Annotated in this window: 16 protein-coding genes; 2 read left to right on the top strand and 14 right to left on the bottom strand. The window is 63.3% G+C overall.

The features are described 5' to 3' along the window. Window positions 1-262: 262 nt before the first annotated feature. The 12 genes from pgaD to HBO09_RS04910 form a co-directional block, all read right to left on the bottom strand. Window positions 263-712, bottom strand: coding sequence for a poly-beta-1,6-N-acetyl-D-glucosamine biosynthesis protein PgaD (gene pgaD / locus HBO09_RS04855; RefSeq protein WP_169991663.1), 450 nt, complete (start codon window positions 710-712; stop codon window positions 263-265). Next, a complete protein-coding gene (gene pgaC / locus HBO09_RS04860; protein WP_169991661.1) occupies window positions 709-2,055 on the bottom strand; it encodes a poly-beta-1,6-N-acetyl-D-glucosamine synthase in 1,347 nt (448 codons plus the stop codon). Before pgaC ends, pgaD begins: the two co-directional genes overlap by 4 nt. Before the next feature lie 3 nt (window positions 2,056-2,058). Next, window positions 2,059-4,059, bottom strand: a complete 2,001-nt coding sequence (pgaB, locus tag HBO09_RS04865) for a poly-beta-1,6-N-acetyl-D-glucosamine N-deacetylase PgaB (protein ID WP_169991659.1) — start codon at window positions 4,057-4,059, stop codon at window positions 2,059-2,061. 12 nt (window positions 4,060-4,071) lie between these two features. Next, window positions 4,072-6,522, bottom strand: a complete 2,451-nt coding sequence (gene pgaA / locus HBO09_RS04870; protein WP_169991657.1) for a poly-beta-1,6 N-acetyl-D-glucosamine export porin PgaA — start codon at window positions 6,520-6,522, stop codon at window positions 4,072-4,074. A gap of 296 nt (window positions 6,523-6,818) precedes the next feature. Then, the gene (locus HBO09_RS04875) at window positions 6,819-8,315 is read right to left on the bottom strand and encodes a YdgA family protein (RefSeq protein ID WP_169991655.1); all 1,497 of its coding nucleotides are present in this window, start codon (window positions 8,313-8,315) and stop codon (window positions 6,819-6,821) included. A 374-nt stretch (window positions 8,316-8,689) separates the two neighbouring features. Continuing rightward, the gene (locus HBO09_RS04880) at window positions 8,690-9,322 is read right to left on the bottom strand and encodes an NADH:ubiquinone oxidoreductase subunit N (RefSeq protein ID WP_169991653.1); all 633 of its coding nucleotides are present in this window, start codon (window positions 9,320-9,322) and stop codon (window positions 8,690-8,692) included. An 81-nt stretch (window positions 9,323-9,403) separates the two neighbouring features. Next, the gene (locus tag HBO09_RS04885) at window positions 9,404-10,846 is read right to left on the bottom strand and encodes an efflux transporter outer membrane subunit (RefSeq protein ID WP_169991651.1); all 1,443 of its coding nucleotides are present in this window, start codon (window positions 10,844-10,846) and stop codon (window positions 9,404-9,406) included. Then, window positions 10,843-11,733 (bottom strand): efflux RND transporter periplasmic adaptor subunit, encoded by an 891-nt coding sequence (locus HBO09_RS04890; RefSeq protein WP_169991650.1) that lies wholly within the window; start codon window positions 11,731-11,733, stop codon window positions 10,843-10,845. Before HBO09_RS04890 ends, HBO09_RS04885 begins: the two co-directional genes overlap by 4 nt. Further along, window positions 11,730-11,939, bottom strand: coding sequence for a DUF1656 domain-containing protein (locus HBO09_RS04895; RefSeq protein WP_169991648.1), 210 nt, complete (start codon window positions 11,937-11,939; stop codon window positions 11,730-11,732). Before HBO09_RS04895 ends, HBO09_RS04890 begins: the two co-directional genes overlap by 4 nt. Further along, the gene (locus tag HBO09_RS04900) at window positions 11,936-14,014 is read right to left on the bottom strand and encodes an FUSC family protein (protein WP_169991646.1); all 2,079 of its coding nucleotides are present in this window, start codon (window positions 14,012-14,014) and stop codon (window positions 11,936-11,938) included. Before HBO09_RS04900 ends, HBO09_RS04895 begins: the two co-directional genes overlap by 4 nt. After that, window positions 14,011-14,421: a MarR family transcriptional regulator gene (locus HBO09_RS04905; protein ID WP_029298811.1), complete on the bottom strand. Its 411-nt coding sequence runs from the start codon at window positions 14,419-14,421 to the stop codon at window positions 14,011-14,013. Before HBO09_RS04905 ends, HBO09_RS04900 begins: the two co-directional genes overlap by 4 nt. Window positions 14,422-14,646: 225 nt before the next feature. Then, window positions 14,647-14,889, bottom strand: a complete 243-nt coding sequence (locus HBO09_RS04910) for a DUF2789 domain-containing protein (protein WP_169991644.1) — start codon at window positions 14,887-14,889, stop codon at window positions 14,647-14,649. A gap of 149 nt (window positions 14,890-15,038) precedes the next feature. Between HBO09_RS04910 and HBO09_RS04915 the strand changes: the two genes are divergently transcribed. Together HBO09_RS04915 and HBO09_RS04920 are read left to right on the top strand one after the other, a co-directional pair. Then, window positions 15,039-17,195, top strand: a complete 2,157-nt coding sequence (locus tag HBO09_RS04915; RefSeq protein ID WP_169991642.1) for an outer membrane assembly lipoprotein YfiO — start codon at window positions 15,039-15,041, stop codon at window positions 17,193-17,195. After that, window positions 17,192-17,896: a DUF3142 domain-containing protein gene (locus HBO09_RS04920; protein WP_169991640.1), complete on the top strand. Its 705-nt coding sequence runs from the start codon at window positions 17,192-17,194 to the stop codon at window positions 17,894-17,896. The genes HBO09_RS04915 and HBO09_RS04920 overlap by 4 nt, the downstream gene beginning before the upstream one ends. 263 nt (window positions 17,897-18,159) lie before the next feature. Here HBO09_RS04920 and HBO09_RS04925 read toward each other — a convergent pair whose 3' ends face one another. Together HBO09_RS04925 and HBO09_RS04930 are read right to left on the bottom strand one after the other, a co-directional pair. Then, complete coding sequence (locus HBO09_RS04925; protein ID WP_169991638.1) at window positions 18,160-19,596, bottom strand: efflux transporter outer membrane subunit; 1,437 nt, start codon at window positions 19,594-19,596, stop codon at window positions 18,160-18,162. After that, window positions 19,593-20,651 carry an HlyD family secretion protein gene (locus tag HBO09_RS04930; RefSeq protein WP_169991636.1) on the bottom strand — a complete coding sequence of 353 codons (1,059 nt, stop codon included), beginning with the start codon at window positions 20,649-20,651 and terminating at the stop codon, window positions 19,593-19,595. Before HBO09_RS04930 ends, HBO09_RS04925 begins: the two co-directional genes overlap by 4 nt. Between the last annotated feature and the right edge of the window lie 21 nt (window positions 20,652-20,672).

Consider the following 20,672-nt stretch of genomic DNA (forward strand, 5'->3'; position numbering starts at 1 on the left):
AATTTTTATTCCGACAAGCGGTATCAGTTTTGATACAGCTTTCGGCGCAACTTGAAAGTTGCCATTAGTTAGCCATCAATGTTGTGCCGAGATGGTTTAGTAGCCAAAGAAGCGGAAAAGTTCGCGGTTGTTTTGTGAATTGGATCCCATTTCTGACCACTGGCACCGCAACCCCCACCCTGTAGGAGCTGGCTTGCCAGCGATGGCCATCGGTATCTACACAACTTTCAGACACTGACGACCATCGCCGGCAAGCCGGCTCCTACACGGCGCGTTCCGCCACCAGCTTCAGCTTTCGCTGGTGTGTCGTCACCGCCTGCACCCCACCCTCCTGATCGTTATGAATCACCAACACCCCCGGCCGGCGCAGTCGCTCAAGCTCCCCCGCCGCCAGTCGGAAGCTCTCGCTCAAGCCGTGGTCACTCAACGCCTTGGTCGCCGCTCGCCGCTGTGCGAACTGCTTGCCACGTCGTTGTTGGTAACGCGCCCAGCTGATCAGCAACACCGCATTGAACAGGGCGATCCACAGGTAGATCTGCAAGGTGTTCAGCGCGGCGAAGATCGGGGCGTCGATGCGCGGGCCGCCCTGGCTGTCGAGCATCGGCACTAGGCCGCGCACCAGCAGGATCACCAGCCCGACCCAGGCCATCAGGGTCAGGAAAATATCGATGGCCTGCATCACAGGCCGCTGTGGAGTACGGATCAGGTTCATGGGTTCACTTCCTTGGCAGGCGCCTTGATGCCGCGATCCGGGCTGACCCAGCGCGCGCGTTTTTGATGTTGGCGGAACAGGACTTTGGGGAAGCTGACCAGGGTGGTGAACAAGCTCACCAACCAGAACACCAGCGGGTACCAGACGGTCCAGAACAGGGTTTTCCACAGGCCACGCTCGTAGCGCCGGTCAATCATGATGCTCACGGCAAACTGCACCAGGCACACCACCGCCAGCAGCAAACCGGTGAAGGCCGGTGGCATCAGCGAGCCGACGGCAATCGCCTCGGGCAACGGCACGACTTTGCCCACGCCCCAGAAGATCACCGACAGCAGGAAGGTGAAGGCCCAGCCGGTGGACAGGCAGTATTCGAACAGCAGCGGCCACAGGTAGCGGTGGCGCCATTGCCAGATCCCGCGAATGTTCTTGAACAGTACTTCGGCGCCGCCCTGGGCCCAGCGCAAGCGCTGTTTCCACAGGCCGCCGAGGGTTTCCGGCATGAGGATCCAGCACAGCGCGCGCGGCTCGTAGAAGATGCTCCAGTGGTCCAGTTGCAGCTTCCAGCTCACGTCGATGTCTTCGGTGATCATGTCGGTGCTCCAGTAGTCGACCCGGTCCAGGGCCGCCCGCCGAAACGCCACTACTACGCCGGACACGGTGAAGATCCGCCCGAACACCCGCTGGGTCCGCTTGATCAAGCCGATGATCGAAGAGAACTCACCCACCTGTACCCGACCGATCAAGGTCGAGCGCGTGCGGATCCGCGGGTTGCCGGTGACCGCGCCCAGCCGTGGGTTGTCGAGCATCGGCGCCACCAGGTAGGCCGCCGCGTTGCGATCGAGCAAGGCGTCGCCGTCGATGCACACCAGGTATTCGCTGTGTGCTGCCACGGCGCCCATGCGCAGGGCCACGGCCTTGCCCTGGTTTTGCGCCAGGTGCAGCACCCGCAGGCGCGGCTCTTGCAACGCCAGGGCATCGAGCACCTCGGCGGTGTTGTCGCTGGAGCCGTCGTTGATCGCAATCACTTCCAGGTTGCGATAGCGCTGGGCCAACGCTGCGCCGATGGTCTCGGCGGCGTTGTCGCCTTCGTTGTAGCAAGGGATCAGGATCGAGATCAGCGGCTCGCCCTTGAGCGCCGGCGCCGGGGTGTCATCGGCCCATGGCCAGTGGCGCTCCCAGTGCAGCCAGAAGTACAGGCCGCCGGCGATCCACAGCCCGGACATGAACAACGGGTAGAAAAACACGAACTCCATCAGGAACTGCCCGGTGACCAGGAAGATCAGGCCCAGGGGCACACCCAACACCAATGCCAAAACGAGAAGAGCAAGAATTCTGTCGAACATGAGTCAAGGATTCCATTTGTTGGAAAGGGCCGGACGCACGGTGTTCAGATCCGGCGAATTCTCCAGGAAGTTGTCGGGGTAGTAGCCAAAACTGCTGGCACCCTGGCGCTTGAGCACACCCATCCACTCGGCCATTTGCGCGCCGGAAAGATCCGGGGCGGCCGGGGTGCGCCAATCCTTGGCCTGCAATTCGAAGACCGTGCGCTGCATCGCCCCGGGCCGGGCCTTGACCGTGGCCACGAGTTTTTCCAGCCACGCGTTGGAGTTTTTCAGCGACTGGCCTTCCATCAATGGCATCGCCATCGGCGCGGTCCAGTCGTAGTGCTGGAGGAAGTCGTCAAGGTTCTGCGCAAACCAGGCTTCGCTGGCCGGGTTGAGCATCGGTTCGGCGAAGATATTGCGTGCGGTGAGCACTTCCGGGCCGCGCAGGGTGCGGACCTTGGCGGTCAGTTCATGGGTGAAGTCGATCAGGTAGCGGCTCTTGAACCGCGTCCAGCGCTGCATCACCTCCGGGTCGGCGCGCAGTGCCTGGATGCTGCCCGGCAGGCCGTTGGCTGCGTAGGTTTTCAGGGCCTGGGGGCTGGCGTCTTCAAAGTCCGAGAGCACGGCGTCGTCGTGGAACAACACGCCGTGGATAGCGCTGGTGCGGGCCAGATCTTCGTAAATTTCACCGATGATTTTGCGCACCTTGGGATCGAACGGCGACAGACGCTGGTACTGTTTCGGGTCGACGGCCACCTTGCCGGTGGCCGGGTCCCAACGGCTGACGCGGGGCAGCTTGGGGTCCAGGGCAAAGCTGAGCACGGGCATCCAGGCGTAGACCTTTACCAGGCCGCCACGGGTGTGCAATTGCCAGCTGACACGGTTGAACAAGTCGGCACGCATCGGCAGATGGCGGTTGGGGAAGTACAGCGAACGCGCCAGGCCATCGCCCTTGGGATCCGCAAACGCCTGCAGGAACACGGTGTCGACGCCCATGTCCAGCACGCGCTGGACCAATGCGTCGAGGTTGCGCACTTCTTGCGCCTTGTCCGGGTCGTAGACCTGATCCAGGTCCACATGCAGCACGCGCATCGGCGCTTTGACCTGCGCCGAGACCATGCTGTTGGCGAAGTCTTCGCCGTACGGGTCGTTGTCCACCAGAAAGCGCGGGCTGCTCATCAAGTTGCCGAGGTTGTCGAGGCCGTCTTCCAGGGTCAGGGCCATCTGGTAACCCTGCTCGCCCACCACCGCCAGGGAGGTGCCGTCCGCCGCCCCGTATGGCCAGACCCACACACGTGGAGCCTTGCCGGTAACGGCGCGGATCTTATTGGAAATCGCCGCGACGTCGGCGCGCATCCGCGCCTGGAACTGCGCTTCGGGCTCATAACTGCGGGTGACCGGATCATAGCGCCGAGTGGCCGCAGCCGGCTCCATGTTGCCCTGGGGGTTGGCCAGCACACCTTTGTGAAGGGCGTCGGTATGCGCGGCGATTTCCACCAGGCCCGATTGCGCCACTTCGCGCACTTGTTGCCAGGTCAAAAACTCCCCGCGCTCACGGGGCACGCCGGCAAAATCCACCGGCTGGTTCAGCGGCGTGTCGACCCAACTGCCCACCGGCGCCAGCACCGCCGGCCACTGGTAGGCACGCAGAATCGGCATCACCCGGGTGTAGAAGCTCGAATAGCCGTCGTCGAAGCTGAGCATGACGGCTTTGGGCGGCAGCGTTGGCCCGCCGGCGCGGGCGGCGAGGACTTGGTCGACGCTGACCGCCTGGTAGCCGTTCTCGCGCAGCCAGGACAACTGTTCGATCAGGCGTTCGGTACGCACCGCCACCACTCTCTGGTCGGGATCACGGTCGTTGACATCGTGGTAGGCAATGCCCAGGAAATGGTTTTTCGGCCACGGCGCTTCGTTGACCGGCTTGAGTCGTTCGGCGGGGGGCGTGAAAGGCGCGGGTGACTGGGCACAGGCACTGCTCAGCAAAAAACCCAGGGCCAACAGGCAACGGGAAACAATGGTCATGAACGGACTCTTCTAGAAACGGTAAGTGAGGTCGACGAGCAGGCGCACATCGCTTTCGCGCTGACCGTCATAAGGTCGGTTGATCCAGCTCAGGTTGGCGCCGGTTTCCAGTACGTCGTTCCAGCGATAACGCTGGCCGTAACTGAGCAAACCAATGGCGCCGGTGGCGTAATCGCGCTGGCTGTAGGTGCCCGCACCGGCCTGGAACTGCTGACTCCACTGGGTTTCGTAGCGGTGATAGAGCACATGGTTGACGCTCACGCTGGGCAGCATGCTGAAGTCTGAGCGTGGGTTGAAATACGCCGCCTCTTCTTTGCTGTTGCGGCTGGTGGCGACTTCCAGGCCAAGGTCCACTTGCACGCCCGGCGAGCGGTAGACGCCCTCACGGCCGCTGAGCAGCGCTTCGACACGGTCGTTGCCGTCGCTGAAGTGGGACGGGCTCAAGGCCAGTTTCCACTCTCGACTCTCGTTGGCGCGCCAGCGGATAAACCCGCTGCCGCCGTTGGCGGTGACATTGGCATTGAGCGCACGCAACGGCGTACTGGCGGCCAGGTAGTCAAGACTGCCGCCGTACTGCCAGTGGTCGTTGATGTCCCGCGCAATCGCCAGGCGTGCGCCTTGCTTGGTGCCTTTGCCGTAGGAGTGATTGGAGACTTCGGCCTCCAGGGTCATATCGCGGGTCCGCCGCTCCACACCCAGGCGCTGCCAGCGGTGGTGGCCGGTGCCTTCTTCAAATTCGGCGGTGGCGTAGCCGATACCGCCAAAGATCCGCCAGTCTTCATCGATGGGCGGGCTGTAGAGCAGGGTTTCGATGCCCCAGTCGCGGCTACCCGAAACCGCCCCGCCGCCATGACTTTTACCGGTCTCGGCTTCGATGCGCAGCTCGGCCATCTCATGCACCTTGCGCAGGCGTTGCAGACGTTGCACCTGGCGATTGTCCGGGGCGCGGGCGACCACATCATCGGCGAGCAAATCGAGCTGGCGCCACTCCTGCAACTCCAGCGCGTTGTAGCCTTGGGAGACTTCCAGGTCGATATGGCGGGGGTTCTGGTTTTCGGCGTTCTTGAGGGCAATTTCGGCACGCCGTGGCCAGGCGCGGGCGCGGAACATGTCCGCCTGGGCCACACGCATGCCGACATTGCCGGGCGAGGTGCGCACCAGGTTCTCCAGGCTTTTTTCACTGGTTGGCAGATCGGCGCCGTAGGTCGCGGCCTGGGCCGCCAGTTGCTGGGCGGCCAGCCACGCATCGTTGGGGTTGCCGAGGGGCAGTCCCTTGAGCTCAACCCGAGGTTTTTGCGTGCTCGCCAGGTCGTTTGCGACAGCGCGGGCTTCGCCAGTCTGGTCGTTTTCCAGCAGGGAGTAGTACAGCGCGGTGCTGTCTACCACTTGGTTGCTGGGGTCGGCGTCCGACGCTGTCACCGCTTGGCGAAACAGCGGCGCAGCCTTTTCCGGCAGGCGTTGATCGAGGTAGGCGGCGGCCACCCAGCGCAGGGCGTAGCTGGGCAGTTGCACGCCTTGAGCTTGCAAGGCTTCGTAGTCGTGGATCACCTCGGCGGTACGTGCGCGGGCCTTGAGCGCGCCCATCCGGTCGATGCGCCAGCGCACCACATCGTCATGGGCACTGGCGTCCGGGGTCCAGGTGGCGAGCAGTTGGTCGTAATCCTTGAGGGCGCGGTCGGCGATCACAAAGCGCTCGCTTTCACTGCGCGTGGGGAATTCGGCCAGGCGCACGCGTTCGGCGGCCAGGTCGCCTTCCAGGCGGCGTTGGGTCACCGGGTCCAGCAGGCCGGGATGGCGGGCGCTCAGGCGCAGGGCCGGCTCCGGCATACGCGCACGTTGCAGGGCGACCAGGTATTCGCGCACCACCTCGGGCCGGTTGCCGGCGCGGATAAACGCCTGGTCGAATTCGAACAGTGAATCAAACGGCTGCCCGGCCCGGGACAACGCGTAGCCCAGGGCCATGCGGCGCTCGACATCCTCGGGTTTGGCCGCCACCAGGGTGCGGGCACGCTGCACGGCTTCGGCGGTTTTGCCGCCATCGGCCAGGGTCAGGGCCAGGCCCAGTTGCAAGTCCGGGTTGTTCGGCTCACGCAGCAACGCCTGGCGATACACGGCCTCGGCGGGCGCCCAGCGCTGTTGATTGCGATAGGTGCGGGCCACGGTGGTCAGCGCTTGGGTGGTCAGCTGGCGCTGGCGCCCCTGGGTCTCATAGACCTTGAGTACTTCGTCATCCTGGCGCGCCCAGCTGGCAATCAGCAGGTGGTCGCTGACTTGTCCAGAGCTCTGGCGCTCGGCAGGCAATTGGCGCAACAGCTTGAGCGCCGGCGTGTAGTTGCCGGTGCGGGCCTGGCGAATCAGGGAATCATAGGCAGGATCGGCCACGGCCAGGGTTGGCAGCAGCAGGGCGGCACCGATCAGTAGACGCAATCGATCAGGGCCGGAGGCAGAGGGGTTACGCAACATGTCGTCAGCTTCCTTACTTGGAAAGCTGTAGCGATATCGCCTGTACAACACGCATCAGGCCGCCGGTATCTGGGGACCCGGACTAGCTTTCCTGGGGCGCAATATCCCCGAGCGGGGTAAGGATTTGGGCAAATCAGGACAATTGTTCAGAATTGTCCTACAAGCTAGTGGAGATCAAATGTGGGAGCGGGCTTGCTCGCGAATGCGGTGGGTCAGTCATGGATATGTTGACTGATACACCGCATTCGCGAGCAAGCCCGCTCCCACATTTTGGTTCGGTGCTGGCCTACAGAACCTTACTGTGCGCCGCTGACCGCACCCAGTTTGCCGAGCGCGCCGCCAATAAACTGCTCGACGGTCATTTTCTGGCCATTGAAGGTCACTTCATTGTTGGCGTAGTGCAGCTTGGCCAGGATGTCGTTGCCTTCCAGGGTCGCCAGTTGCATGCCCACGGCCATGTCGCTGGCCATGTCGCTGGCCATCTGGGATTGCTGCTCGATGGCCTTGGGGTCGGTCACGCCGCCGATCTGCGCTTGCAGTGCGGCGATGTCAGAGATCATCGGCTTGGACAGGGTCAGGTTGGTATCCAGCAGTGTGATCATTTGCTTGGCCAGTTCAACCGGTGGCAGTTCCATGGTGGACGGCTTGGTCAGGTCCACCACTAGGTTGAAGCGGCTTTCGCCATTGGCGGTCTTGAGGGACAGGTTTTCCAGGGCCACGTGCGGTTTGGCGGCCAGCAGCAGATCAACGTTAGCCTGGGCCAGCGCTTGTTCGGCTTCGCTCAGTTGCAGTTCTGGAATCGGTTGCCCGGCAGCTTGGGCAGCCTGCACCGGTTGCATCTTGTCCTGATACAGCTTGGTCAGCACCATGGCTGCCGGCACGTCGATGTTCTTCATGCTCACGGCCATGGCCGCCGAGCCTACAGGTTTGCCCTGGTAACCGATCTCGGCGACTTTGTAATCAACACGGCCACTGAGGTTGTTGTCCTTGGTCTCGCTGCTGTCTTTCTGCTCGAAGCCTTTGACGGTCAGCACCGCTTGCTGTGGACCAAAGGTGAACTGGGTGTTGCTCAGCTCGACGGTGTTCTGGCCGACATAAAAGCCGAAACTGCTCTTGGACAGGTTGCTGGCCACGGTCAGGCCGTTGAGTTGCGCCTGGAACGGTGCGCCATCCGGGCCGACCAGGTCCACCTTGAGGGCGTCCATGTAGCCATTGACCTTGATCTCTTCACCCTTGGCGGTGTTGAAGTAGTCCATCTTCAGGCCAGAGAAGTTGACGCTGGTGGTGGCGTCCTTGTACTCCAGGGGCAGCAGCTCCAGGTTGCCGTTCACCGAACGGTTGAAAGCGATATTGGCCACGCCCTTGATTGGCGACACATCCTTGGTGGCGGCGAACCATTTTTCGGTGGTCGGGTTCTTCTCAAGTGCCAGATGGCTGGTAGCCAATACCGGCCACCACTTCAGGGTGACCAGGCGCGAGACGGGCAACGGGCCGTGTTCGATACGGTCGACAAACAGCAGTTCGCTGTCTTTGAACTGTTCACCGAACGCCGCGCCTTCAGCCTTGAGGCGGAAGTGGCCGGTGCTGCTGAACCAGCCGCGATCCAGGGAGACCATCTCCAGGGTCATACGGCCATCGACACCGGCCAGGGAGCGTTCCATCTCCTTGTTGGCGTCTTCGATCGTGGTTTTCAACACCCCTTCCAGCTGGCTGCCGGTGTACCAGGCACCGCCGGCACTGACCACGCCGACGGCGGCAACAAAACCCAAGAGTACAACGGCTGATTTATTCATGAAGTGTCCTGATCCAATCCTGTGCGAAGTGGGCTGTCTTCCCTGAACCCCGAAGTGGGGCGTCGGCTCAAGCCCGCCGAAAATCGGGGCAAGGTTAGCACTGGCGGGGGGGCTCGTTGCAATCTCTTGTGGCGAACAGCGGGGCCCAGGGGGTGGAGAGGGAATATTGTGGCGAGGGGGCTTGTCCCCCGTTGGGCTGCGAAGCAGCCCCAATAAAGCTCACTGCGTTTTAGCAGATCCACCGAGGTGGCAGGTTTTGGGGCTGCTTCGCAGCCCAGCGCGGGGCAAGCCCGCTCGCCACAGCAAGCCCGCTCGCCACAACAGCCCGCTCTCCACTGCAAGCTTGCTTGCCACAGGGGAAGTGTTGCGCTTAGTCAGGAGTATTCCATGTCGATTTCGTCGAGCTGGTGGTCGAAGCTCTTCAGCCGTGCGGTCCAGGTGTACACCAGTACTTCAAACTCGCGATGGATCACCGCATTGCCCGGCGTGTCGGCCTTGGGGTCGTAGAAGTCCAGCTGGTAACGCTCGCGGGCCATGGCGGTGGCGACGTCGGACAGCTCCCGGGCGTTGTTCAGCCAGTGCCGCCCTTCGGCCACTTGTCGGTCGAGCAGCACGCATTGTTTTTTCAAGGCTTCGAGGCTTTTTTCGAGGGGGGTGCCGGTCAGTTCGCCCATGACTTCCTGGAACGTACGCCCAGGCTGCCAGTAGCTGCCCCAGAAGTAGCGATCAAAGACCGTTTCGACCCGGCGCAGGGCGACCTTGGTGTCCCAGATCGCGACCCGCGTCTTGCCTTGTTCGAGGATTTTTTTCTGGGTGCGCTGGCCCTGGTAGGACGCCCAGGCCACCACGCCAACGGATAATGCGGCGATCAGCGCGCAGGCGCTGTCGAGGAACACCATGGCTTTATCAAGCTGATGGGCCAGCATGACGCCGTAGAAATAAGTCGCCGATAACAACACCAGTGCGAAGAGCACGCACCAGAAAGCAGGAGCATAAGGGTTTTTCATTATTGGAATCCCCATGAGCAACGCAGGCAGTGATCAGCGGGCCATCACGCAAGCCCGTCTGATCAAAGCATAGCAATCGCCTCAGGGTTTGCCGGGTTCTGCACCGTGCGTTCGTCCGCTTTCCCAGCCGCCGCCCAAGGCCAGGAACAGGTCGATCTGGCTCATTGCCACCTGCGTGTTGGCCTGCGCCAGTTGCGCACGCATGTCGGTGTAGGTGCGGGTGGCTTGCAGGTCGGCGAGGAACGACTCGCGGCCGGCCTGGAAGAAGCGGTGAGTCTGGTCGGCGGCCTGTTGCGCCGACTGCTCGGCCTCGGCCAACGCATCGCGGCGCTGCAGTTGCGCGGTGTATTGCGCCAGCCCGGTCTGGGTCTCGCGGATGGCATTGAGTACCACCCCGTCAAAGTGCGCCAAAGCGCCCTGGGTCGCGGCTTCGGCTTCATGGATGCGCGCGCGCGAGCCGTTGGACGGCACCGTCCAGCTCAACAGCGGGCCGAAGCCCCAGCGGTTGGTGGCCGGTTTGCCAAGGTTGTCGATAATACCCACGGTGCCGATGGAGGCGCCGATGCTGATATCCGGGTACAACTCGCCGGTGGCCACGCCAATTCCCGCCGTCGCCGCCGCCAGCCGGCGTTCGGCCTGGCGCACGTCGGGGCGGCGTTTGAGCAGGGTTGCACCGTCGCCCACCGGCAGCAACTGGGCGATATGCGGCAACTCGGCGCAATCGCGGGTGCCGGCCGGCAGTTGGTCCAGGGGCTTAGCCAGAAGCATCGACAGGCGGAACAAACCGGCCTGGCGCGCCGCCTCAAAGCGCGGCAGTTCGGCACGCAGCGACTTGAATTGGGTTTGCGAACGGGTGACCTGGGTTTCATCACCGCGCCCGGCGTCGCGCAGGCGTTGGGTCAGGCGTGTGCTTTGGGCTTGCAAATCCAGGGACTGGCGGGCGATGTGCAGCTCTTCGTTGGCCGCGCACACCTGGGTGTAGGAGCGCACCACGTCCGCCACCAGGGTGATGCGCGCGGTATCCACGGCGGCCTGGGTCGCGTCGGCGTTGGCCTGGGCGCCTTCGATACCGCGCTGCAGGGTGCCGAACAGGTCGAACTGATAAGAGGTGGTGATGCCGATATCGCCGACATTGGCCACCGGTACCTTGTCCGCCAGCAAAAAGGCTTCGCCGGACTCCTGCAAACGCTGGGCGCCGAGCTTGACCCCGCCGCTCCAACCGCCCGCCGATTGCGCTTCCTGCACCTGGAAACGCGCCCGTTGCAGGTTGGCCGCAGCCACGCGCAAGTCGGTATTGGAGGCCATGGCCTGGCGCACCAGCTCATCCAGGCGCGGGTCCTGGTACAGCTTCCACCAGTCGGCGGGTACCGGGGCCGAGACCACATTGTTGCCCTGCCCGGCCAGTTGGCCCTGCAGGTCGCCACGGTTGACGGCGGCGGTGTCCGGCAACTGGTAATCCGGGCCCACCACCTGGCAGGCCGACAGCAGCAGCCCCAGCCCGGCAGACGCCAGCAGTTGCTTCATGGCTGGTCTCCGGATTTGGGCTGGTCATCGATGATCGACACGGTGGCCGTGCGCCCGGCAATCATGCGGAAATCCGCCGGCACGTCATCAAAGGCAATGCGCACCGGAATCCGCTGAGCCAGGCGCACCCAGCTGAAGGCCGGGTTGACGTTGGGCAGCAGGTTGGCGCCGCTGGTGCGGTCGCGGTCTTCGATCCCGGCAACGATGCTCTGCACATGCCCGCGCAAGCGCGCGTTGTCGCCAATCACGCGGATATCCACGCTCTGGCCGACATGAATGCCGTCCAGCTTGGTCTCTTCAAAATAGCCGTCGATATGGAAGGAATTGCTGTCCACCACCGATAACACCGGGCGCCCGGCGGTCACGAACTCCTGGGCCCGAGGCGCACGGTCGTTGACGTAGCCATCCACCGGGCTGCGGATCACCGAGCGGTCGAGGTTGAGCTGGGCGCTGTCCACCGTCACCTGCGCTTCGGCCAGGGCCGACTGAGCACGGGCCACGCGGGACTGGCTTTCTTCCAGTTGCTCGCTGGCCACCAGGTTGCCCAGGCCACGGTTACGCTTGGCTTCACGCTGGGCCTGGGCCAGGGTTTCCTGGCGGTCGGCCACGGCCGCCTGGGCTTGGCGCAGGGCAAGCTTGAAGCGGTCCTGGTCCACCGAAAACAGCACCTGGCCACGGCTCACCAACTGGTTGTCGCGCACGTCCACCTGCTGGATCAGCCCGGACACGTCCGGGGCGATCTGCACGATGTCGGCGCGGATATGCCCGTCGCGGGTCCAGGGGGCGAACATGTAGTACATGACCATGCGCCAGACCACGACGCAGGCAAAGGTCACTACGAGCAACGTCAGGACCACACGGCCAATCGTCAAAAAAGGTTTTTTCATATCATCAGGTATCGACTGATTGAGTCCACAGCGCCCAGCAACAGCGCGTAGAGAGCCACATTGAATAATGCCCGGTGCCAGACCAGGCGATAGAAGTGGACGCGGTTCAACAGCCCGTGCACCACCAGGAAAATGCCGTACGTAATGCCCATCAGCACCAGCAGCGTGGGCAGGAACACCCCGCTGATATCCAGATCACCGATCATAGAGGCGCTCCATCGGGCAGCGGCGCTTGCATCTCGGCGCCGCCAATAAATTCAACCCCAGGCAAAAACGCCAGGCGCAGGCCGGCCAAGGCGTGCAACAGGTGCAGGCGGGTATCGTCCTCGCCTTGCAGGCCCTGGCCGTTGAGCGCGCGGCGTGTGCGATCGAGGGTCATCAGCAGACCGCTGGGCGCGGGCAAGCGCTCACCGGCTTTAAGGCAGGCCTTGAAGTAAGCGCCTACGCCTTCGACCACCTGGCTGAGCAACACCCGTGGCACGCCAAGGATGCGCGGCGAGTAGGCCAGCAGGTCGAGCAGGTTCAGTGCCACACGCAAATCACGCAGGGCAATGCCGGTGTCCTGGCCCGTGAGCGCCAGGCGCGGCAGATGTTGCATCAGGCGGTCGAGCATTTGCACGGCCATGTGCCGGTGCTCGGCCAGGGTCGCAGGTTCGGTGAGGCCGACAATGTCGCGCCAACTGAAGCGGGTCAGGCGCTTGGCCGCCAGTTCGGCGCCAAAGGGCCGGGCGACCAGCGTCCACACAAAGGCAAACAGCAGGCCCACGGGACCGGCCAGGTTGACGTTGGCAAAGTTGAGGAAGTCCGCATCATAGGCCCCCTGGATACTGATAAATGACGACGTGTTCACCAGCGTCAGCAACATGCCCAGGTAAAAGCGCGGTTGCACGGTGAGGGTGCCGATGCAGATAAACGGCACGGCGAACGCCAGCACCAGCATCGGGAAATCGTGCAGGTTGGGCAGCACCAGAAACAGGTAGAGGCTGGCGAACAGCACCGACATCGCGGTCCAGAAAAAGAACCGATAAATCTGTGGCGCCGGGTCGTCCATCGAGGCGAAGAAGCTGCACGCCACCGCCGCCAGAATCACCGCACTGCCACCGTCGGTCCAGCCCAGCAGAATCCACAGCACCGAGGCGACGATGATCGCGGTGACCGTGGAGAACGCCGAGTAAAGCATCAGGCCACGGTCGAGAAATGGCGTGAGCCGGCCCAGACGCCAGTGACGGTAGACGGCGCGCCAGGTGTCCTGGCTTTCGCACTCAATGGCCGCTTGCAGGCTGCGGCAGTCTTGCCACAAGTCGATCCACTCGCCAAGGCGGTACAGCGCGTTGGAAAACAGCAGGGTGTGGCGATCGTCCAGGGCTTGGCCTTGGGGTTGCAGGGCGTCTAACTGGTCGCGCAAAGCGCGCCAGCTTTGCGGCGGTGCGCTTTGCTGGGTGTCTTGCAGCCATTGCTGGGTGGCTTGGAGTATCGGCGTGAGGCGCTCGAGAAACTCCGGCGCACGGTGTTCGATGGCGTACAGCGCATCATCCAGCGCATCCACCACCGGCAGCAGGTGGATCATGCGCCCACGCAGTTCCTTGGTGTTACGCACTGTCTGCGGCCGTGCGCCTTCGTGGGGCAACTGGCCGATCATCAATTCGAGGGTGTTGAAGGTGGCGACCATACCGCCGCGCAGGTTGCTGACTTCTTCAGGCTGCACATTGCGCGTCAGAAAGCGCTGGCTGTAGACCTGGGCATCGGCAAACCACTTGGCTACCGAGCCATCGAATACCGGCATCAGGCGGCGCGGCCAGAACATCGCGCCCACCACGGCGGCCACGGCGATACCGAGGAAGATTTCTTCGGTCCGCGCCTCGGCCACATCCCACACCGCCAGGGGGTTATCCACCACTGGCAGGGCGATCAGCGGCAGGGTGTAGCCGGCCAGCATCAACGCGTAGTTATTGGCAGTGCGCAGGTGCATGGAAAGGAACAGCAAAGTGCCCGTCCACAAAGCAATCACCACCACCAGAATGTAGGGCGACTGCACAAACATCGGCACAAAAAACACCGCCGCCGCCGCGCCCATCAAGGTGCCGATGGCGCGGTACAACGCCTTGGAACTGGTGGGGCCGACAAACGGGCTGGAGACGATATACACCGTGGCCATCGCCCAATACGGACGCGGCATTTGCATGAGCATGGCGATGTACAACGCGATCATCGAGGCGGCGAAGGTACGCACACCGTAGAACCAGTCACGAGCGGGCGGGAAGCCGCTGAAAAATCCGTTCAAAGCGTCGCCGCCTCAAAGGCGCGCAGCACACGCAGCGCGGCCTGCATATCGGTGGGCGCAATGTCGGCCAGCACTTCACGCCGCAGGCGCACCAGTTGCGCCTCCACGGCTTGCACCAGTTCACGCCCGCGCTCGGTGAGGCTCAAGGCCTTGGCGCGGCGGTCGTGGATATCTTCGGTGCGGCACACATAACCACTGCTGCACAGTTGGTCGAGCAGACGCACCAGGGACGGGCTTTCCATCCCCGAGGCCTGGGCCACCTTGACTTGATGCACGCCGTCGCCGAGACGGCCGATCATCAGCAAAGGCACCGCGCAGGCTTCGGAAATACCGTAGCTCACCAGGGTGCTCTGGCAGATTTTGCGCCAGTGACGGGCGCCAGCCACCATGCTGCTGCTGAGGCTCATGTGAAGGTGTTCGAGGGATTGGGGCACGGGATAGTTCGCATACAGTTAGTTTGCTAACTATCAATATGATCGAGGAATGGAATCTCGTCAACTTTTGATACAAATTCCCTGATAGGCGGCGGCAGTCCCCTGTAGGAGCGAGCTTGCTCGCGAAAAACGCCAAGACACCGCGTTGATCCAGGCTACCCACGTCATCGTTGAAGACCTTCGCGAGCAAGCTCGCTCCTACAGAAGACTGCGGCGCAACCGCACATTCAGTTCATCCACCACTTGCGCCCAATCCGCATCCTCGAGGATTTCCTCGCGCAAAAACGCCCGCTGGCTATCCGTCCAGAAAAACGCATCTTCGAGTTTCAACTCCCGCTTGAGCGGTGAATGCACGGCGACAAAACGCTCAATGCTGATGGCGTCATCGGGCAGCCCAAGCTGTTTGAACAATGACGGCAGGCTGTGAACAGGCGATTCCATGACAACTCCCAAACTAGGTGATTGCCCACAGTCTAGACCGATAAAACTCACCGATTGGCTGCCACCGGTGCAACATCTTGCAATGTTCACGCTATCATCTTCAGCTTTCGCCCAGCGGCATTCACGGACTCCCGGAATAAGGACAATTCATGCGCATCGGTCTTCTGTCATCCCTGACCCTGGCACTGTGTGCCGGCGTATCCCTGCAGGCCCAGGCCAGTGGCGACGACTCCTGCTACCCCGACTGGCGCGTGTCCCAGGATTCGCTGACCGCCTGTAGCAACATGCCTTTTCTGAGCCCCGGCAATGACAGCCGGACCAACCTGCGCCTGTTGCTCGCGGCGAAAAAGAATGCGCCCCTGACCCCCAATGCGCTGGGCGAAGATGACCTGGCCCAGGGCTTTGGCCCGGTGCCGTTCCCGGTGTATCGCCTGGTGCCCCGCCCTCCCGAGGGGCAGACGCCTGAGGAGCAAGGCGCAGAGCTTGCGCAACTGTTGGCCTCGCTGGGCATCCAGCGCGAAGCCACGGCGGCGGCGGGCGATCAGTTTTTGTGGGGCGAAGGCAGCCGTTGCCGCAGCAACAATGTGGACAGCGCCACGGCGTTTATCCGCCAGGTAATCAAAGCCGATGTGCCAGCCAATGAGCGGGTGCTGCTGGCCAATGCACGCCTGAAATTGCTTGGCACCTGCGACTGGCAGGGCGAGGTGCTGCTCGAACCCCAGTTGATTGCATCCACCCAGGGCCGTGAACTGACCACCTACCTGCTCGCCGCTGCCGACTTTTACAGCGGGCGCTTTGTGTATGCCGAACGTGGATTTGCCGCCGTCACCGTGACCACGTTGCCGTGGCTGAAGGAAACGGCGGTGTACATGATTGCCCGGGCGTCGCTCAACCATGCCCAGGAAAACGCTTTTGACGAATACGGCCTGCCCCAGCGCCAGGCTGTGGATAAGTCTGCCCTGGATGAAGCCGAGCACAGTTTCCTCAGCTACCTGAAAGCTTATCCACAGGGCGAATACGCCGCCTCCGCCCACGGCCTGCTGCGCCGCGTGCATTGGTTGGCCGGCGATGCAACCAAGCTGGCCGACGACTATGCCTGGCAACTGACCGAGGCCAACGATGCCCAGCGCAATGGCTCCATCGATGAGTTGGTGGAGGAAACCGACAACAAGCTGCTGACCAGCTACGCCGAGACCATCCGCAACCCGCTGTTGCTGGCGATCAACGATCTGATGTGGATGCGCGCCAACAACCCGCCCAAGCTGACCCGCGCCACCCTCGATGCACAGAAGGCCGCATTTGCCAACGAGCCGGCGCTGTACGACTACCTGCAGGCGGCGTTTGCCCTGTATGTCGAGCACCAGCCGGACACCGCGTTGAAACATCTGCCGCAAGAGCTGCCAGCGAGCCTGGATTACTTGGCATTCAGCCAGCAAACCCTGCGCGGCCTGGCCCTGGAAGCCAAGAACGACTGGAAAGGCGCCGAAACGCTGTGGCTGCAACTGCTGCCACTGGCCAAGCAACCGTTGCAGCGCGAGCAACTGGAGCTGGCCCTGGCGATGAACTACGAGCGCAGCGGCCAATTGGCCAAGGTGTTCGCCGCCGACTCGCCGATCCAGACCCCACAAGTGCGCTACATCCTCCTGCGCAGCGTGGCCGGGCACGAGTTGTTGCGCCAGCAGATCAGCCAGGCCAGCGACCCGCTGGAGCGCAGTACCGCGCAATTTGTATTGCTCTACAAAGACCTGCTGCGCGGCCAGTTCGCGACCTTTGCCGAGGACTTGCAGCAACTGCCGGCCGCCCCTGCCGCCGACAAAATCGGCACCAGCCTGGGCTATGTGTACGACGGTGGCCAGGCGCTGACCCTGTTCCGTTGGAGCGGCGACAAGGCGCCGTCCGGCTACACCTGCCCGACCATCGCGCAAACCGCCAGCACCTTGCAAAACGACGCGAAAAACCCCCAAGGCCTCAACTGCCTGGGTGAGTTCATCCTGCGCAACGGCCTGGACGGCATGCCCCTGGAAGAGGCGCGCTCGGCCGGCAGCCTGGGTAGCACTGCGTCGGGCTTCACCGGTGAAACCTTCTCGCGGCTTGATGGCTATAAGCAGGTGATCGCCAACCCCAAGGCCCCGCGCGACGACAAGGCTTATGCGCTGTTCCGGGCGATCAACTGCTATGCACCTTCGGGCTATAACAGCTGCGGTGGCGAAGACGTCGACAAAGCGGTGCGCAAAGGCTGGTTCCGCCAGTTGAAAACCGGGTTTGCCGACACGCAGTGGGGCAAGTCGCTGCAGTACTACTGGTGAAACACCTGTGGCTAGGCTTGCTGCTGTTGGCGAGCCCGGCCTTCGCCACCGTCGACGCCCAGGACTATGACGCTTTCTGGCTGTGGAGCGGCGTCGCCCCGCAGCCGGTGCTCAAGCAGGCCAAGACCCTGTACATCCTCCAGGGCCAGATCAACTCGACCCGCCGCCAACCCAGCCTGGGCGTGCAGTTCATCGCCCAGGGCATCAGCGTGCCGCGCATCCGCCAGGGCGAGGTGTGGGTGGTCTACCGCGCCCACACCCTGCGCTGGCCAGAGCCGGTCTACACGAAATTGCTCGGGCAGGTGCAACGTTGGCGCGCAGCGGGCAACCCGGTGGTGGGCATCCAGATCGACTTCGATGCCCGCACCCAATACCTGCACGAATACGCCGACTTCCTCAAAGACCTGCGCCAGCGCCTGCCAAAGGATTTGCGCCTGAGCATCACCGGGCTGATGGACTGGAGCAGCAACGCCGACCCGGCTGCCATCGCCCAGCTCAAAGGCGTGGTGGATGAAGTGGTGGTGCAGACCTACCAGGGGCGCCACAGCATCCCGGATTACGCGGCGTACCTGCCACGCATGAACCGCCTGGGGCTGGCGTTCAAGATCGGCTTGATCCAGGGCGGGGATTGGCAGGAGCCGGAGTATTTGAAGGAGAGTGAGTGGTTTCGCGGGTATGTGGTGTTTTTGCAGAATCCGTAAGTGTCCCATTGGCCTGTGGCTGGTGGGGCTGTGGCAGATGGGCTTGTGGCTGGTGGGCTTGTCGTGGCGAGCGGGCTTGCCCCGCGCTGGGCTGCGTAGCAGCCCCAATCTATAAGATCCACCGCGCTTTTCAGATACACCGAGGTGGCAGGTTTTGGGGCCGCTACGCAGCCCAGCGCGGGGCAAGCCCGCTCGCCACACCAAACCTGCTCGCCACCACAAGCCAGTTCACCTCAACAAGCCCATTACCAAACCAAGAAGATCTAGCTGGACAACGGATACACCGACTCCCAACCCCCGCCCAGCGCCTTGTACAGGCCGACCATGGCCAGGGACACGCCGGTGGAGCTTTCCACCCATTGTTCCTGGGTCGCCAGCAAGGCGCTCTGCACCGTGAGTACGTTGACGAAATCCACCACCCCTTCGACGTACTGGTGCTGGGCGGTGTCCAGGGCGATCTGGTTCTGGCGCACCGCTTCGGCGAGGCTGTCGCGGCGCAGTTGGCTGGCGTTGTAGCGGGTCAACTGGTCGTCGATTTCATGCCAGGCGCGCAGCACGGTCTGCTGGTAAGCCAGAGCCGCTTCCTGCTGCTGGGCTTCGCGCAGGTCGAGCATGCCTTGCAGGCGGCCACCGTTGAACAGCGGCAGGCTCAGCGACGGGCCGAAGGCAAAGGTGCGTGAGCCCCAGGAGCCCAGATCCGACAACTGCATGGCCTGGGAACCGAGGCTGCCCGACAGGGTGATCCGCGGGTAGAAGTCGCCCTTGGCCACGCCGATGCTGGCGGTCGCCGCATGCAGGCGTGCTTCGGCCTGGCGGATGTCCGGGCGACGCTGTGCCAGTTGCGATGGCAGGCCGATCGCGACCTGGCGCTGGGTCTGGGGCACTGCGGCGTCCGGCGACAGTTGCGCATGCAAGGCTTGCGGCGCCTGGCCCATCAACAGGCTCAGGGCGTTGATCAACTGGTCCTGGCGCTGCTGCAAATCCGGCAGGCGCGCTTCGATGGCGGCCACTTGCGCAGCGGCTTCGGCGACATCCAGGTGGGTAGCCACGCCATCGGCCAAACGCAGCTGCGAGAGTTTGAGGCTGCGGCGCGCCACGTCGAGGTTTTGCTCGGTGACCGCACGGGTGCTTTGCACGCCACGTAGCTGGATGTAGTCCTGGGCGGTCTCGGCCAACACCGATAACAACACGCTGCGGCGGTCGTTTTCGGCCACTTGCAAGGTGGCGTCGGCCGCTTCGGTTTCGCGCCTTACCCGGCCCCAGAAATCCAGCTCCCAGGACGCGGCAAAACCGGCGTCCCACAGGTTGAAGGCCGAACGGCCGTTGTTGCCGGACGGGTCGCTCAGGCCATTGGCGCTGTTGCGTTTGCGGCCGTAGTTGCCATCGGCGCTGACCTCTGGATAGCGCCCGGCGCTCGTCACCTGGCGCACCGCACGGCTCTGTTGCAGACGGCTGCTGGCCAGTTTCAAGTCGAGGTTGTCGCTCAGTGCCCGGCGCACCAGGGCCGACAGTTGCGGGTCGTGGAATACATCCCACCACTGTTCTTCCAACGGGTCGCTGACCGCGCGACTGGCGGCCTGGCGGCCCTGGGGCTCGGTCCATTGCGTCGCCGACGGGGCGTCGGGCCGTTTAAAATCCGGGCCGACGGTGCAAGCGCCCAGGCTGATCATGCTGAGAGTCAGCAGCGCGAGTTTTTTCATTGTTGCGCCACCTCACGTTGCTGCGTACTGGGATGGGTGTTGACGCTGGCCTCCACCGACATCCCGACCCGCAGGCGATGGACCTGCGCCTGACCCGGCTCGAGGATGATTTTCACCGGGATGCGCTGCACCACCTTGGTGAAATTGCCGGTGGCGTTGTCTGGCTTGACCGAGGCGAAGGTCACGCCCGTGGCCGGCGCCAGGCTTTCCAAGTGGCCGTTGAGGACTTCACCGTCGAGGCTGTCGACCCGCACTTCAACCGCTTGGCCGGCATGCATGTGGGACAGTTGGTTTTCCTGGAAATTGGCCACCACATACGCGTCGGCCAGCGGCACCACGGCGAGGATCTTGCTGCCCGGGGTGACAAAGGCCCCGACCCGCACCGCACGCTCGCCGACCATGCCGTCCACCGGCGCGACAATGCGCGTGTACGACAGCTGATAACTGGCCATTTCCAGCGCGGCCTGGGCCCGCTTCAAGCCGCCTTCGGCGGCATCGCGCTGGGCGCTGAGGATTTCCACTTGCTTGCGTTCGGCGGCCAGTACCGCCGTGGCGTTGGCCAGGCGCGCGTTGGCCTGGTCGATACGGGTCTTGGCTTGCTGGGCGTTCTGCACAGTGCCGGCACCGACACCGGCAAGGTGGTTGTAGCGGCTCAATTCGTGTTCGGCAAAGGCCACTTCGGCGCGATCGGCGGCCACCGTGGCCTGGGCCTGGGCGATCACCGAGCTTTGCCGCTCAAGGGTCGCGACCGCGTTTTTCAGCTGGGCCTGGGCCATCAGGGTTTCGGCATCGGCGGCCTGGGCGGCGGCGCGCAAGTCGCGGTCGTCGATCAGCGCCAGCAACTGCCCGGCCTTGACCTGTTGGTTGTCCTCCACCAACACCTCTTTGATAAACCCGGCGACCCGTGGCGCCACCAGGGTGTAGTCGGCAGCGACGAAGGCGTCGTTGGTGGTCTGGCGCTTGCTGCCAAACACACCCGGCGCCAGCAGGTACACCAGCACACCCACGGCGCACACGGCGATAACGGTCACGGCAATCTGGTCTTTACGTTTCATAAAAATCCTTTGTTTCAGTCA

Source organism: Pseudomonas sp. WS 5027 (assembly GCF_012985695.1).
GTDB classification, from domain to species: domain Bacteria; phylum Pseudomonadota; class Gammaproteobacteria; order Pseudomonadales; family Pseudomonadaceae; genus Aquipseudomonas; species Aquipseudomonas hygromyciniae.